This is a genomic window from Aeromonas sp. 600527, from assembly GCF_049175415.1.
Lineage (GTDB): Bacteria > Pseudomonadota > Gammaproteobacteria > Enterobacterales > Aeromonadaceae > Aeromonas > Aeromonas veronii_A.
This window is the reverse complement of record NZ_JAAKVA010000014.1, coordinates 26,589-42,532: the sequence shown is the minus strand read 5'-3', so window position 1 is coordinate 42,532 and position 15,944 is coordinate 26,589. Positions and strand designations below refer to the sequence as shown.

General features: G+C 59.5%; 11 protein-coding genes. 6 read left to right on the top strand and 5 right to left on the bottom strand.

The features are described from left to right. Nucleotides 1-65: 65 nt before the first annotated feature. From rnhB to accA, 3 genes are read left to right on the top strand one after another with little or no spacing between them, the layout of a single operon-like run. Nucleotides 66-656 carry a ribonuclease HII gene (rnhB, locus tag G5154_RS16025; protein ID WP_227341172.1) on the top strand — a complete coding sequence of 197 codons (591 nt, stop codon included), beginning with the start codon at nucleotides 66-68 and terminating at the stop codon, nucleotides 654-656. A 38-nt stretch (nucleotides 657-694) separates the two neighbouring features. Beyond that, nucleotides 695-4,174 (top strand): DNA polymerase III subunit alpha, encoded by a 3,480-nt coding sequence (gene dnaE, locus G5154_RS16020; protein WP_421251310.1) that lies wholly within the window; start codon nucleotides 695-697, stop codon nucleotides 4,172-4,174. 15 nt (nucleotides 4,175-4,189) lie between these two features. Then, nucleotides 4,190-5,140, top strand: a complete 951-nt coding sequence (gene accA, locus G5154_RS16015; RefSeq protein WP_005343800.1) for an acetyl-CoA carboxylase carboxyl transferase subunit alpha — start codon at nucleotides 4,190-4,192, stop codon at nucleotides 5,138-5,140. Between the two features lie 288 nt (nucleotides 5,141-5,428). On the opposite strand, the gene G5154_RS16010 is transcribed toward accA, so the two are convergent. Continuing rightward, the gene (locus G5154_RS16010; protein ID WP_005343802.1) at nucleotides 5,429-5,611 is read right to left on the bottom strand and encodes a DUF3545 family protein; all 183 of its coding nucleotides are present in this window, start codon (nucleotides 5,609-5,611) and stop codon (nucleotides 5,429-5,431) included. Nucleotides 5,612-5,770: 159 nt separating this feature from the next. Next, on the bottom strand, nucleotides 5,771-6,721 hold the full coding sequence (gene tal / locus G5154_RS16005) for a transaldolase (RefSeq protein WP_005343804.1): 951 nt from the start codon (nucleotides 6,719-6,721) through the stop codon (nucleotides 5,771-5,773). A gap of 701 nt (nucleotides 6,722-7,422) precedes the next feature. On the opposite strand from tal, the gene G5154_RS16000 reads away from it, so the two are divergent. Then, complete coding sequence (locus tag G5154_RS16000) at nucleotides 7,423-8,853, top strand: alanine/glycine:cation symporter family protein (protein ID WP_041234090.1); 1,431 nt, start codon at nucleotides 7,423-7,425, stop codon at nucleotides 8,851-8,853. A gap of 61 nt (nucleotides 8,854-8,914) precedes the next feature. Here G5154_RS16000 and G5154_RS15995 read toward each other — a convergent pair whose 3' ends face one another. From G5154_RS15995 to G5154_RS15985, 3 genes are read right to left on the bottom strand one after another with little or no spacing between them, the layout of a single operon-like run. Continuing rightward, nucleotides 8,915-10,930 carry a transglutaminase TgpA family protein gene (locus G5154_RS15995; RefSeq protein WP_421263952.1) on the bottom strand — a complete coding sequence of 672 codons (2,016 nt, stop codon included), beginning with the start codon at nucleotides 10,928-10,930 and terminating at the stop codon, nucleotides 8,915-8,917. Further along, complete coding sequence (locus tag G5154_RS15990; protein WP_421251309.1) at nucleotides 10,917-11,912, bottom strand: DUF58 domain-containing protein; 996 nt, start codon at nucleotides 11,910-11,912, stop codon at nucleotides 10,917-10,919. Before G5154_RS15990 ends, G5154_RS15995 begins: the two co-directional genes overlap by 14 nt. Beyond that, entirely contained in the window at nucleotides 11,912-12,841 is a 930-nt protein-coding gene (locus tag G5154_RS15985; protein WP_421251308.1) for an AAA family ATPase, read from the bottom strand. Before G5154_RS15985 ends, G5154_RS15990 begins: the two co-directional genes overlap by 1 nt. Before the next feature lie 355 nt (nucleotides 12,842-13,196). On the opposite strand from G5154_RS15985, the gene G5154_RS15980 reads away from it, so the two are divergent. Next, entirely contained in the window at nucleotides 13,197-14,369 is a 1,173-nt protein-coding gene (locus tag G5154_RS15980; RefSeq protein ID WP_421251307.1) for an MFS transporter, read from the top strand. Nucleotides 14,370-14,387: 18 nt separating this feature from the next. Then, entirely contained in the window at nucleotides 14,388-15,350 is a 963-nt protein-coding gene (gene yidZ, locus G5154_RS15975; RefSeq protein ID WP_265062298.1) for an HTH-type transcriptional regulator YidZ, read from the top strand. Nucleotides 15,351-15,944 lie beyond the last annotated feature (594 nt).

Genomic DNA, 15,944 nt, shown 5'->3' with positions numbered 1-15,944 from the left:
GGTGATGTCGCGCCAGTCGACCCCTGTCAGGCCCCACGGGGCCTGTTTTGATTCAAGGCTACAAGATGATGATCGATATTCCTGACGACAAGCTGGTTGCCGGTGTGGATGAAGTGGGTCGCGGCCCGCTGGTGGGTGACGTGGTCACCGCCGCGGTCATTCTCGATCCCGCCAACCCGATTGTCGGACTGGCTGACTCCAAGAAGCTCTCCGAGAAGAAACGGCTGGCGCTATTTGACGAGATCAAAGAGAAAGCGCTCGCTTGGGCTATCGGTCGCGCCACTCCGGAAGAGATCGACGAGCTCAACATCCTGCATGCCACCATGCTGGCGATGCAGCGCGCCGTAGCAGGGCTGAAGGTGACGCCCGAGCTGGTCTTTATCGATGGCAACCGCTGCCCGGCATTGCCGATGGAATCGCGCGCCGTGGTCAAGGGTGATAGCCTGGTGGCCGCCATCAGTGCCGCTTCGATCCTTGCCAAGGTAACCCGCGATGCGGAGATGACCGAGCTGGACAGCCGTCATCCCGAGTATGGTTTTGCCCGCCACAAGGGGTATCCGACTGCTGAGCACCTCGCCATTCTGGCCGAGCGTGGCCCGCTGCCCGAATATCGCAAGAGCTTCAAACCGGTGCGCCGCGCACTGGGGATCGAGTAGACCATGCCATTTAGTTTGAGCAGCGAGAGGAGATGACGATGGCTGAACCCCGTTTTATCCACCTGCGAGTCCACTCCGACTTCTCCATGGTCGATGGCCTGCAGAAGATCAACCCCATCGTCGGGGCTGCAGCGGCCAACAACATGCCGGCGTTGGCGCTGACCGATCAGATGAACATGTGCGGTCTGGTGCGCTTCTATGGTGCTGCCCACGGCAAGGGGATCAAACCCATCGTCGGTGCCGACTTCTGGGTGCAGAGCGACGAGCTTGGCGACGAGCAGTTCCGCCTCACTCTGCTCGCTATGGACAACGACGGCTACCAGAACATCACCCTGCTTATCTCTCGCGGCTACCAGCGCGGCCACGTGCAGGGGCGCCCGGTTATCGACAAAAGCTGGCTCGCCGAGCATGCCAAGGGGGTGATCGTCCTCTCCGGCGGTCGTGAAGGGGATGTGGGCAAGTTCCTGCTCAAGGGTAACCGGCAGATGACCGAGCAGTGCCTCGCCTTCTACCAGACCCATTTCCCCGATGCCTACTACCTCGAGCTGCTGCGTACCGGTCGACCCGACGAAGAGGTCTATCTGCACATGGCAGTGGCCATTGCTACCGAGTTCGAGCTGCCGGTAGTCGCCACCAACGAGGTGGTGTTCCTTAACGCCGATGACTTCGACGCCCACGAGATCCGGGTGGCCATCCACGATGGCTATACCCTGATGGACAAACGCCGTCCCCGTCGCTACAGCCCCCAGCAGTACCTGCGCAGTCAGGAGGAGATGGCGGAGCTGTTTGCCGATATCCCCGAAGCGCTGGAAAACACGGTGGAGATCGCCAAGCGCTGCAACGTGACGGTGCGTCTCGGCGAATACTTCCTGCCCAACTTCCCGACCGGCGACATGACTACCGAAGATTTTCTGGTGGCCAAGTCGAAAGAGGGTCTGGAGGAGCGTCTCGAGTTCCTGTTCCCGGATCCGGCAGTGCGGGCCGAGCGTCGTCCCGAGTATGACGAGCGTCTCGACATCGAGCTGAAAGTGATCAACCAGATGGGCTTCCCGGGTTACTTCCTCATCGTGATGGAGTTTATCCAGTGGTCCAAGGACAACGGCATTCCCGTTGGTCCGGGCCGGGGCTCGGGGGCGGGCTCTCTGGTGGCGTACGCCCTCAAGATCACCGACCTCGATCCGCTGGAATTTGACCTGCTGTTCGAACGTTTCCTGAACCCGGAGCGGGTATCAATGCCCGACTTCGACGTCGACTTCTGCATGGACCGACGGGATGAAGTGATCGAGCACGTCTCCGAGATGTATGGCCGGGATGCGGTCTCCCAGATCATCACCTTCGGCAGCATGGCGGCCAAGGCGGTGGTGCGAGACGTTGGCCGGGTGCTGGGCCACGCTTACGGCTTTGTCGATCGCATCTCCAAGCTGATCCCGCCGGATCCGGGGATGACGCTGGCCAAGGCGTTCGAGGCCGAGCCCAAGCTACCCGAGCTTTACGAGCAGGATGAGGAGGTCAAAGACCTCATCGACATGGCCCGCCGCCTTGAAGGGGTGGTGCGCAACGCTGGTAAACACGCCGGTGGCGTGGTGATCGCGCCTACCAAGATCACCGACTTTGCGCCGCTCTACTGCGATGACGAAGGCCATCACCCGGTCACCCAGTTCGACAAGAACGATGTGGAATACGCCGGTCTGGTGAAGTTCGACTTCCTCGGTCTGCGAACGCTCACCATCATCGACTGGGCGCTCGGCATGATAAACCCGCGTCTTGCCAAAGAGGGCAAGCCGCCGGTGGACATCGCCGCCATCCCCATCGATGACAAGAAGTCGTTTGACCTGCTGCAGCGCTACGAGACCACAGCGGTATTCCAGCTGGAATCCCGCGGCATGAAGGATCTCATCAAGCGGCTGCGCCCCGACTGCTTCGAGGATATGATCGCACTGGTGGCCCTGTTCCGACCGGGCCCGCTCCAGTCAGGCATGGTGGATAACTTCATCGACCGCAAACACGGTAATGAAGCGATCTCCTATCCGGACGAGAAGTGGCAGCACGAGAGCCTGAAACCGATTCTTGAACCGACCTACGGCATCATCCTCTATCAGGAGCAGGTGATGCAGATTGCCCAGACCCTGGCAGGCTATACGCTGGGTGGCGCGGACATGTTGCGCCGGGCGATGGGTAAGAAAAAGCCCGAGGAGATGGCCAAGCAGCGGGCCGGTTTCGAGGAGGGCGCCATCAAGAATGGCGTCGACGGCGAGCTGGCGATGAAGATCTTCGATCTGGTGGAGAAGTTTGCCGGCTACGGCTTCAACAAATCCCACTCCGCCGCCTATGCGCTGGTCTCCTACCAGACCCTCTGGCTCAAGGCCCACTTCCCGGCCGAGTTCATGGCAGCGGTGATGACCGCCGATATGGACAACACCGACAAGATCGTAACCCTGGTGGACGAGTGCCAGCGGATGGGGCTGACGGTGATCCCGCCGGATGTGAACACCGGTCGCTATCGCTTCTCGGTCAACGAAGATGGTCATATCGTCTACGGTATCGGGGCGGTGAAAGGGGTCGGTGAAGGCCCCATCGACGCGATCTTGAGCGCTCGGGATCAGGATGGTCCGTTCCGCGATCTGTTCGACTTCTGCAACCGGGTCGACATCAAGAAGCTTAACAAGCGGGTGATGGAGAAGCTTATTCTCTCCGGCGCCATGGATCGGCTCGGCCCCCACCGCGCGGCGCTGATCGCGACGCTGGAGGAGGCGATGCGTGCCGCCGAGCAGCACGCCAAGGCGCAGGCGGTGGGGCAGGTCGACATGTTCGGCGTGCTCACCGAAGAGATTGACGACGTCAAGAAGGCGTTTGCCAACGTGCCGCACTGGCCTGACAAGGTGTGGCTGGAAGGGGAGCGCGAGACCCTCGGGCTCTATCTCACCGGTCACCCCATCAACCAGTACAGCAGCGAGTTGCGTCGTTATACCTCGGGTCGCTTGTGCGATCTGCATCCCACCTCCCGCGATACCGTGACCACGGCGGCAGGGCTGGTGATTGCGGCCCGCAGCATGGTGACCAAGCGTGGCAACAAGATGGGGATCTTCACCCTGGACGACCGTTCCGGTCGCCTCGATGTGACCCTGTTCAGTGAAGCGCTGGAAAAATATGAAGAATTGATGCAAAAAGACCGCATTTTGGTGGTTTCTGGACAGGTCAGCTTTGATGACTTCTCCGGTGGCCTTAAAATGTCGGCCCGGGAATTACTGGATATCAACGATGCGAGGGAGCGTTTTGCCAGAGCAATCCGCATCTCCCTCGATGAACAGCGTATCGATGATCGCTTTTTTCCGCGTTTGTGCGAGATTTTGGAGCCCGCCCGTGCCGGAGTCTGTCCGGTTCAGGTAAACTATCGTCGCCCCGGTTCTCGGGTGCGATTGACGCTCGGTACCGAGTGGCGGGTGACGCCCACCGATCAACTGTTAGATGACTTGCGCGTCCTGCTTGGACGAGAGCGGGTCGAGTTGGTTTTTGATTAGAGGTTCTAAGGCCCTATGAGTCTTTTTCTGGATTTTGAACAGCCGATTGCCGAGTTGCAGGCGCAGATTGATGAGCTCAAACATGTGAGTGAAGGCAATCACGCCGTGGATCTGAAAGACGAGATCCGCCGGCTGGAGAAGAAAAACGAAGAGCTGACCAAGAAGATCTTCGGTGATCTGGGGGCCTGGCAGGTATCCCAGATGGCGCGTCATCCCCAGCGCCCTTACACCCTCGATTATATCGAGCAGATCTTCACCGATTTCGACGAGCTGGCCGGTGATCGTGCCTATGCCGACGACAAGGCTATCGTCGGCGGTATTGCCCGTCTCGACGGCGAGCCGGTGATGGTGATTGGTCACCAGAAGGGTCGCGAGACCAAAGAGAAGATCAAGCGCAACTTCGGCATGCCGCGTCCGGAAGGGTACCGCAAGGCCCTGCGTCTGATGGAGATGGCCGAGCGTTTCAAGATGCCGATCATCACCTTTATCGACACCCCGGGGGCCTACCCAGGCGTTGGTGCAGAGGAGCGGGGCCAGTCCGAAGCCATCGCCCGCAACCTGAAAGTCATGGCCGGCCTGACTGTGCCGGTGGTCTGCACCGTGATCGGTGAAGGCGGCTCAGGTGGTGCGCTGGCTATCGGCGTGGGTGACCGCGTCAACATGCTGCAGTATTCCACCTACTCTGTCATCTCGCCGGAAGGGTGTGCCTCCATCCTGTGGAAGAGCGCCGAGAAGGCTTCTGTGGCTGCTGAAGCGATGGGTATCACTGCCCAGCGTTTGAAAGAGCTGAAACTCATCGACAACATCGTCGAAGAGCCGCTCGGCGGTGCCCACCGCGATGTGGAAAAGATGGCTAAAAACCTCAAGGCCCGCATCAAGCAGGATCTGGACGCTCTGCGTCCGCTTGATACCGAACAACTGCTGGAGCAGCGCTACCAGCGTCTGCTGGGCTACGGCTACTGCTAAGCTCGCAATCGTGAATCCCGAGATCCAGGCCCCCGTCATCGACGGGGGCTTTTTATTGCGGTTGATCTGCCATTCAGATGAGTGCCCCAACGCGCCCTGGAATGGCGCAGTTCAGTCTTCGCGAGTGAGGTGCATGGTTGGTATGCCATGCTGTTGGTGATGGCTGCCAGTAGCCTACAGCATCCTTTGGCATCGCTGGCGATGGCATGACAAGCCGCTTGATCATCCGATTGCGGCATAAAAAAGCGCCCCGTACATCCGGGGCGCTTTTACAGGTATTAGGCAGTCTTACAGCTCAATGTCGTCTGTCAGACCCTCGTAGGCGATATCAATGGATTGCAGCTCCTTCTGCAAACGGTGCTTGTCTTTCAGCGCTTCGATCTCGCGCCATTTACGTTTTTTTCCCGTTGTCCCGCGGCTACGTGAACCGAGCTCAACTACCTCGTCATAATCGAAGTTGAACATTTCCATGGCTCCCTCCTTGGCTTTTATCGTTTTCACCACCCGTATAACATAACGAATCTGAAATTAAAACGTTTTCGTGACGACTCTATGACAGCGCTAAAAAAGCCCATGAAAAAAACCGGGCCCCTTGGTAGGGGCCCGGTTTTTTTCATAAAAATTAATCGATTACAGGCGGCTTGCCAGCATGGTTTCCAGCTTGCCCTGGTCGATGGCAAACATGCGGATACCTTCGCCCAGCTTCTCGTGAGCCATGGCGTCCTGGTTCAGTTCCCAGCGGAATTCGGCCTCGGTCATCGGGGTCGGTTTGGCCTTGCGCTCACCGGTGTAGTCCAGTTTGCGTACCACGGCGCCTTCGCTCTTGCTCAGCTCTTCCAGCAGGGCCGGACCAATGGTCAGGCGGTCGCAACCGGCCAGTTCCAGGATCTCGCCGGTGTTGCGGAAGCTGGCGCCCATTACCACGGTCGGGTAGTCGTGCTGCTTGTAGTAGTTGTAGATGGAGGTAACGGAGACCACGCCCGGATCTTCGCTGGCGGTGTAGTCACGGCCATTTTTGGCTTTGTACCAGTCGAGGATGCGGCCCACAAACGGGGAGATCAGGAAGGCACCGGCTTCGGCACAGGCACGGGCCTGGGCGAAGGAGAACAGCAGGGTCAGGTTGCACTGGATACCCTCTTTCTCCAGTACTTCAGCGGCACGGATCCCTTCCCAGGTGGAGGCCAGCTTGATCAGAATGCGGTCGTTACTGATACCCGCTTCGTTGTAAAGACGGATCAGCTTGCGGGCCTTGGCGATGCTGGCCTCGGTATCGAAGGAGAGACGGGCATCCACTTCGGTAGAGATACGGCCCGGAACGATCTTCAGCACTTCCAGACCGATGTTGACGGCCAGCTTGTCGCCCGCGTCGATGATTTGCTGTGCCTTGTCCTGGCTCTGGGCTTTGGCCCACTTGATGGCGTCTTCGATCAGCGGAGCATACTCGGGGATCTCGGAGGCCTTCAGAACCAGAGAGGGGTTGGTGGTGGCATCGATGGGCTGATAGCGTTTGATGGCTTCGATATCACCGGTGTCGGCAACAACAGTGGTCAGGGCTTTCAGCTGGGTTAATTTATCGGCCATAGCGAATATCATCTCTTAATGAGGGAGTAATCCCTGGGTTGCGGGCTTGAGACGGTGGTTCTGAAATAAAATTACAGGATCTTGGTGCCTCAGGCTCAGAAAAGCGCGATGGGGGCGCCCCATCGTCATTGCCTGCCTAATTAATACTGATGTGCTGCATCCTGCAATAGGGGCGCTTGGTTGTTAAACATTCAGGCTGTTGAGTCATCCCGTTTTATGGCGTGAAACTATATGATTAGTAAGGTTTTTTACATTTCCTTCCGACCTCGCTCCGGTTTGCTTTCAGCTGAACTTTTTTAGCCAATATCGATATTTGTGTCGTCGATCACATAAATTATCTCGCTACGCACTTGAAATTTAATTACAGCGAAAACGTTTGGCGAAATATCGCCGTTTGAAAGCCATTTCATGCAAGCGTTTGCGTTTCCGGATAGCTCATCAGGGATATATCAAAATGGTTCTCTTATGGGGCTTAATGGTGGCCTGTCTGATTGAATTATTGAGTTTGTTGAAAGTTTGCGATTTAAATGGAGCTTTATGGGCTTTTACCGTTCGTTTTTTGTGTCTCGCGTGACCGGGATCACTATTCCGGGCTCTCCCGCTGTGCTAGATTCCGCCCCTTTAGCGAAACGCTAATTAAACGACAGACAGAAAACGGTCAGCGCAGACTGGCCATGGATGTGAATAACAACGAGAGAATTATGGACACCTTGATTGCGATGCTAAACGACCTGATGTGGGGAGCCGTGCTCATCTACCTGCTCATCGGGGTCGGGATCTTTTTCACCTTCCGCCTGGGTTTTATCCAGATCCGTCACTTTGGCCACATGTTTTCCGTGCTGAAAAACAGCCGTAAATCGGACAACGCAGGCATCTCCTCCTTCCAGGCCCTCTGTACCAGCCTTGCCGCCCGAGTCGGCACCGGCAACCTGGCCGGTGTTGCTGTCGCTATCTATCTGGGTGGCCCCGGTGCCATCTTCTGGATGTGGCTGATTGCCTTTATCGGCATGGCGACCGCCTTCGTCGAAAGCACCCTGGCCCAGCTCTACAAGGTCAAGGATGAGGATGGCAACTACCGTGGTGGCCCAGCCTACTACATGGAGAAAGGCCTTGGCATGCGCTGGATGGGGGTGGTCTTCTCGCTCTGCCTGATCCTGGCATTTGGTCTGGTGTTCAACGCGGTGCAGGCCAACTCCATCAGTCTGGCGATGAAGGTGGCGTTTGGCATTCCTGACTGGGTCAGCGGTCTGGCGCTGGTGGCACTCTCCGGCCTGATTATCTTCGGCGGCATTCGTGGCATTGCCCGTTTTGCCGAGCTGGTGGTGCCCTTTATGGCGCTGGCCTACATCCTGCTGGCGCTGGTGATCGTGGCGATGAACATCACCGAGTTGCCCCATGTCTTCATGCTGATCATCAAGTCTGCCTTCGGGATTGAGCAGGCAGGCTCGGGTGCGCTGGGTTATGCCATCTCCCAGGCGATGATCAACGGTATCAAGCGCGGTCTCTTCTCCAACGAGGCGGGCATGGGCTCTGCGCCCAACGCCGCGGCGACAGCCACTCCCTATCCGCCGCACCCGGCCTCCCAGGGTTATGTGCAGATGCTGGGGGTCTTTATGGACACCATCGTAATCTGTAGCTGTACCGCCGCCATCATCCTGATGTCAGGTCAGTTTGAGCCGGGCTCCGGTGTGACCGGTGTCGAGCTGACCCAGCGTGCGCTCTCTTCCCAGATTGGCAGCGGGGGCAACATCTTTATCGCGGCAGCCATCTTCTTCTTCGCCTTCACCTCTATCGTGGCCAACTACTCCTATGCCGAAACCAATCTGGTGTTCCTCGAGCACAACCACAAGGGCGGCCTGATGCTGTTCCGGATGTTTGTGCTGGGTATGGTGATGTTCGGCTCTGTGGGCGAGTTACCCACTGTCTGGGCCATGGCGGATGTTTCCATGGGACTGATGGCCATCGTCAACCTGGTGGCGATCCTGCTGCTCTCCGGCGTCGCCATCAAGCTGGCGAAGGATTACAACGACCAGCTCAAGCTGGGCAAGGTGCCCACCTTTGATGCCAACAAGTACCCGGAGATCCGCTCCCAGCTGGAAGAGGGAATTTGGGACAATCCGACCAAAAAATAACAAGCGGTGAGTCAAACCTCTTGATTAAAACCTGAGGGGGGAGCCAGTGGCTCCCCCCTTTTTATGGCTTGCTCTTCTGCGGTTGATCCCAGAGCAGGGTGAGTTGTTTTATACGCAGTTGCAACTGGCGCCAGCAGCGCCTTTGTTGTCGGTCGCTGCAAGGGGCATAACGCCAGCGGCGATAGAGCCACGCACTCTTTAGCAGAGGATGGGCAAGGTCAGGACGCAGCCGCGCCAGTCGCTCGCACCATGCCCCCATGCTCTCGGCGGGCTGGGGTGAGTAGCCGCTGCGTTTGCCCCGTTTGAGCAGGGGCTGCCAGATGCGCCGCGCTGGCGGCAGGCGCGCGGGCAACAGCAGGGGCAGGCTCACCAGCAGGGCGACCAGCATCAGGCTCGCGAGGATCAACCAGGGAGTGTGCGCTGCCAGTGCAGGCCAGCGCAGACCGATTTGCTGCCAGAGCTGGCCCGCATCGTAACCAATCACCCAGCGACTCCACTGGTATTCGATATTGTTGCCCCACCAGCGCAGCTGATTGAGCAGGGCCCAGTTGCGATAACGTTGCAAAGCGAGGGGGTCGGCGGCGGTAAACTCGTCGCTCAGGGCCTCCCTCACGCCGTCTTCAATGCGCTCAGGTGCCACTGCCGCCGTGGGGTCGATTCGCCGCCATGAGCCCCCTTCATCGAGATACTCCACCCAGGCATGGGCATCGAACTGGTGTACCGCCAGATAGTTGCCCCTGGGATTCCATTCGCCGCCGAGATAACCGGTGACCAGTCGTGCAGGAATACCGGCAGCGCGCAGCACGAAAGCGGTCGCCATGGCGTAGTGGCCGCAAAAGCCCTGCTTTGTATCGAACAGGAATGCATCCACCCCGTCACTGCCAAGTCGTGGCGGGGTCAGGGTGTAGTAATAGGATTGGCTGCGAAACTGTGCGAGCAGGGCGGCGACCAGCTTGGCGCGTTCTGGATAGCGCACAGCCAGCCCTTGGCCGTGAGCTCGCGCTCTCGGGTTGCCCCCGGCTGGCAGTTGCAGGTTGCGCTGGGCGGCTTGGCTATCATCCTCGATCTGTGCTTCGCCGCGGCCAATGCGATAGCGTATCGCCATCTCGCTGCTCCCCTGCCGATAGAGGGTGTTGAGAGGCGTGAGCATTACCGGTCCCGCCAGCAGGTGCGGTTCGCTCAGAGCAAAGGCCCAGCGGTGGCGCTGGGGCTCGGCGATCACCTCGTAGCTCCCGGCGGGTAACGGACTATCTGCCAGTTGAGAGTTGGTCTGAGAAGAGGATGCCAGAAGGGGGAGCCCGGTTTGCACCGGCACTGTCTGCTGCCATGCCCTGACCTCGGGGCTCAGCAACCAGCGCTGGCCATCGAAAATTTCTTGGCGCATCACCGGAAAGTAGCGCTCGCGGGCCGGGGGCGGGCCATCGGCAAAGGTGACCCGAAAGGCCAGTTCCGAGGAGTTGACCAGTTCGCTGATATCGCCGGGGGCCAGCTCTTCCGAGAGCCCCGACAGGGCGCGGCTGGTGGTGGGCATCTGCCAGAGGGGCGGGAGCCTTGGCAGCAGCAGAAACAGAGTGATGAGCAGGGGAAGCGCCAGCAGCAGGGTACCACCCGCACTGCGCCAAGGCCGTTTCTGTTCGGGGGCGACGGCGGCCACCAGCGCGGTTACTGCCAGCCAGAGTGCTACTGTCATTCCGGCCGTCCAGCCGATGCTTTGGCGTTGTACCAGCGCCAGCGCGATGAGGAAGAAGGCGAGCTGTAGCACCTGCTCGATATCCCGCTCGCGCCGCACTTCGATCATCTTCAGGCTATAGCCGATCCAGAGCAGATTGATCAGGGCGGGCAGGGTGCCCAATGTGCGCCACTGCAACCCCAGCAACACCACGGTTGTGATGGCCAGCAGCGCCAACCAGCGGGCAGGCAGGGGCGGCCAGCCGCGCCACAGCATCATGGCCCGGACGCCGAGGGTCATGGCGCCTACTGCCATCACCCAGAGCTGCAACTGTGGCCAGAGCGCCGCGACCAGCAGCAGCTGTTGCAGGGCGATGAGTGGTAACAGGCGGCGGTTATCGAGCAGCATCGGGCGCGCTCTTCGGTGGTGTTGCATCGAATTGGGCCAGTGCCAGCAGGCAGCGCTGCACAAAGGCGGCGCCGCTATCGGGTCCCAGCGTCTGGTTTGCCAGTGTCAGGGTAAAGGGGATGCCCCGCTTGCCGTAATCTGCGCACCACCAGGCCAGCACTGCCAGCCGCTGCTCCAGCTCCCCACCCGCGATCCGCAGCAAGGTGAGGTGAGTGTCATCCTGCTGTGGCTCATGGAACTGTTTGGTCAGCAGGCCGCGCCCCTGGGCAAGTTGCTTCCAGGCGACTCGGCTCAGTGGTTCACCGGCCTGATGTGTTCGCAGGGTATCAAAGTCACCGAGAGTGGCCGGAGCGGGTTGGCCCTGATGCCCCTCGTTTTGGGTCGCATGTTCCCCTCTTAGCGCGCCGAATGCTGGTTTGGGAGAGAGCCAGCCCTCCAGTTGCAAGTCCAGCAGGGACCAGCAGCGAAACAGGCCGAGAGGGTAGCGGCTTTCAACCCGCAATCGACCAAGGTGCAATGGCCCGCGGCGCGAGCCCGATACGGGTAGGATAACTGTGCTGGGCACCGCGTCGGCCTGTGCCAGCCAGAGGGTGCCTTCGTTGAGGCTAAACCGGAGCGCCTGCACCGGGCGAGGGCTCTGCACCAAGATACGGATCGGCAGCTGGCTACCCGCTTCCCCCAGCACCAGCGGGCCACCCAGCAGCTCCAGCCCCAGCAGGTTGCGGTGGGTGAGCCACATGGCGGCCATAAACAGGCTGCCGAGGCAGTAGGCCAGCAGCAGTACCAGATTGTTCTGGTAGTTGGTGCCGAGCAGATAGATGGCGAGCAGCACCAACAGATAAAGCAGCCCCATGCGGGTGGGGAGGATAAAGAGGCTGCGGGTACCCAGCGTGATCTGGCGGGCCGGGGGAATGCGGCGGTCGAGCCAGCGTCGCTGCCAGCGGGCTCGCCACTGCTGCCAACGGTTTAGCAATTTGCTCATCAGGGATTGTCCGGATCGACCCGGGCCAGCAATCGCTGGCTAAGGGGACAGGCTTCGCCGTGTTGCACGCCAAAGCTGCCCCGCAGCCGATGCTCGGCCACATAGGGAAAGACTGCCTGCACATCCTCCACCGTGACAAAGCGCCGTCCCGCAACCAGCGCCCAGGCCCGGCTCACCGCCAGCAAGGTCTGGGCTGCACGGGGGGAGAGGGGCTGTGGCAGATCCCCATCAAAGCGGCTCTGGTGCACCAGCGCCAGCAGGTAGTCGAGGGTGGCATCGGAAACATGGATAGCATCACCTTCCGCTTGCAGGGCAGCCAGCTCTGCGGTATTCAGCATGGCGGGTAGTGGGCCGCTCGGCTGGTTGCCCCGCAGCAACTGGCGCTCCGCCTCTCGCGGCGGAAAACCCAGCGAGAGTCGCACGGCGAAGCGGTCGAGCTGGGACTCCGGCAGCGGATAGGTGCCCGCCTGATCCGCCGGATTCTGGGTGGCGATGACGAAAAATGGATCGGGGAGTGGGTGCGTGTGGCCCTCGATGCTCACCTTGCCCTCGGCCATCGCCTCCAGCAGGGCGCTCTGCACCTTGGGGCTGGCACGGTTGATCTCGTCCGCCAGCAGTACCTGGGTGAAGATGGGGCCGGGGTGAAAGCGAAATGTTTGCTGCTGGGGGTCAAAGATCTGCAACCCCAGCAGGTCGGCGGGGAGCAGATCGGCGGTGAACTGCAACCGCCTGCATGCCAGCCCCAGCACCTGCGCCAGCGCGTGGGCCAGGGTGGTCTTGCCCATGCCGGGCAGATCCTCGATCAGCAGATGACCGCGCGCCAGCAGGGTTACCAGCGCGATTTTCAGTTGCAGCGGCTTGCCCAGAATGACTTGCTCCAGTGCCGCCAGCAGCCCGGCAATCTGTTCTTCTTTTTTCATACCCGTCATACACATTCCCTGTATTGCGTTGCCCCTACAGCTTATACGCCCGCAAAGCCGAAGGCGGATAACTGGTGGGCGGTAAAAGTGAGGCGATGAGATGGCAATGAGCGGGAGGTGACCCGGTTTATTGCTGTGTCTGGTCGATTAAATATGGCCGCTCAGGCACGCAACTTAATATGATATTTCCTGATTGGAATGTACCGATCGCCATCTCTTCACTAGGTGAGGGCGGTGGGCACCCATATAGTTGCCCCATTGCGACGCGCTGCGTTGCTAGCATTGTCACCACCTTGCCCCGCCATTGTTCGCCTGTCGCTGTCATCTGGCAGGCATCGGCACGCCAATCTGTTATGGAGCATCCATGCCTGTATTCCTGTTGTGCACTTTTCTGATGATCATCCTCTATCCGGTCGGGATCGATCTCTATCTGGTCGCCGTGCCCAAGATTGCCGATGCCCTGCAGGCGAGCGAGGCGCAGATCCACACCGCCTTCTCTATCTATCTGTTCGGTATGGCGGCCACCGTGCTGCTGGGGGGGATGATTGCCGATCGCTACGGGCGGCGCTGGGTGGTGCTCGGGGGCACCCTGATTTTTGTCCTCGCCTCGCTGGTGGCGGGTCATGCCGAAGGGATCACCCAGTTCTACCTCGGCCGTTTCTGGCAGGGGGTCGGGGCCGGTGCGCTCTATATCATGACCTTTACCGTGCTGCGGGATGTGCTGAGTCAGGAGCGGCTGGCGATGGCGCTCTCGATGATCAACGGGGTGATCTGCGTGATCCCGGTGCTGGCGCCGGTGCTCGGTTACCTCATCCTGTCCCATTTTGACTGGCGCGGGATCTTCATGGCGATGGCGCTGGTGGCGGCCGTCAGCGGTCTGGTCAACCTGCTTCTGCTCAAGGAGACCCGTCCGGCGCGGCAACCGGGGAGTGGTGCTGCGCTGCCCTTTGTCCTGCTGCGCTCCCCGCGCTTTATGTTGCTATCCCTGCTGACCAGTGCCAGCGTGACCTCTATTTTGGTCTATGTCAGCGTCTCGCCGCTGATCCTGATGAAGGAGTTTGGCTTCACTACCGAGCAGTACTCCATCGTGATGATGGTGATGGCCGGTGTGAGTATGTCCACCTCCTTCCTGACGCCCCTGCTGTTGCGCTGGTTGGGCAAACAGAAAGTGCTGGCGGTGTCTCATCTCTGCTATCTGCTGGCGGCGTGCTCACTGTTCGGCAGTTGGCAGACGGGGGGCGATATCCATCTGCTGCTGCCGGGATTTGCACTGGTCTGTGTCGGCTTCTCCTGTGGCTTCGGGGTGGCGATGGGGGAGGCGCTCGATGGTTGTCAACACAATGTGGCGTTCGCCAGCGCGGTGCTCTGCATCATGCAGATCAGCCTCTCCGGCCTCTATATCTGGTTGCTTGGCCAGCTCGGCTTTACTCCGTCCGAGATGCTGATCTGCGCCTTGCTGCTGGCACTGCTCAGTTACCTGGCTGTCAAAGGGCTGTTACCATGGATCGCGCTTCGTGAAGCGCGGTCGCAGGGCTGATGGAAGATGAGAGGGGATATGCGCAATCTGGGTGAACTCGATTTGAACCTGCTGGTGGTATTCAAGTACCTGATGCAGGAGCGCAGTGTGGCAGGGGCGGCGAAAAAGCTCTGTGTCACTCCGTCGGCGGTGAGCAAGTCTTTGGCCAAATTGCGGGAGTGGTTTGACGATCCCCTGTTTGTACGGGTACGGCAGGGGTTGCAGCCCACCAACCTCTCCCTGACCCTGGAGGAGGAGCTGAAGGTCTGGTTCCAGCTCACTGACAGCATCACCTCGCTCAATAGCGAGGCGATCCCCGATGGTGCCCGCTTCACCCTGGTGATGGAGTCCCCCTTCTACATCAGCTTCCTGAGCGATCTGCCCATGACCATCTACCAGAAGTACCCCAACTCGGTGGTCAGGATGCTGGGGTGGGATCACCACTCCCTCAACGACATCGTCAATGGCGATGCAGATCTCGGCTTTTGTGCCCGCGAGACCCATGGCCGCTCTCTGGCCAAGGTCAACCGCTTGCCTTATTACATCGATCACGAGGTGCTGTTCACCGATCGCCCGGTGGTTTTTTTGCGCAAGGATCACCCATTGCTCGAGCAGAAGTGGTCGCTGGAGAACTTTCTGGCCTGCCCCCAGATCAGCATGGTGTGGGAAGCGAACGATACCTGGGCTCTCGACAGTCTGCTGGAGGACGAGGGGCTGAAGCGGGAGGTGCCCATCATGGTCTCAAGCTTCGAGCAGGCGCTGCATATCGCCTCCCAGTCGAGTCACGAGCTGATTGCGGTGGCCCCTTCCTACTGCAGTGGTTATGCCAGTGGGCATCACGGCAATCTGATCGCCATGCCGCTGCCGCTACCCGAAAAGCTCTATGCCCAGCTGGAGATCGCCTTCATCCTGCTGTGGCACAAACGGCACAATCAGGATGCCAAGGTGATGTGGCTGCGCAACGAGATCCGGCGGCTCTACAACGACGAATCACCACGCTAATGTGAGCGTGACGGTGCCCATCGATCAGCCGGAGCCATCTGCTCCGGCTTTTTGTTGTTGGATCGCCCTGATGAGCGGGCTTTTGTACGACTGAAGTGCCGAGCTCGGGTTCAGCTGTGTGCCATTCGACTCTCTTTATGCACAGATTGGCCTTGGTTGCACGTCTCGAGTGAAGCTCTTTTCACGAAAAAAATTCATGTGGTTTCATTAGAAAACTTCACTAATGGTCACTTTTAAAGTGTGATCGACCATTAAGTTCCTGTATTTGCAGTGATATAGCATGACACCCCTTGGAATGGCGGGGTTAGATCGCGCCTGCGTAGGTGACTGTCAGTAGAGCGCGGCGTGAGCCAGCCCCACAGGTCGTCTGTGGCCGTGTCATGCCCTGTCCATCTAGCCACCAGCCATGAGTGACGGAGCAGAGGGGAATAAGCATCAAGGTTGATAAACCGGCTTGAGTGAAGGGATGCAGCAAAGGTAGAACCCGGAGCCGGTAACTGCACTGGGAGACGCCACTCACCATCCCCCGATAACCCGTAATTGAAACCGGCTAGATGAAAAACACCTTTCATCGAACGGGGCGTGTGCACCCGA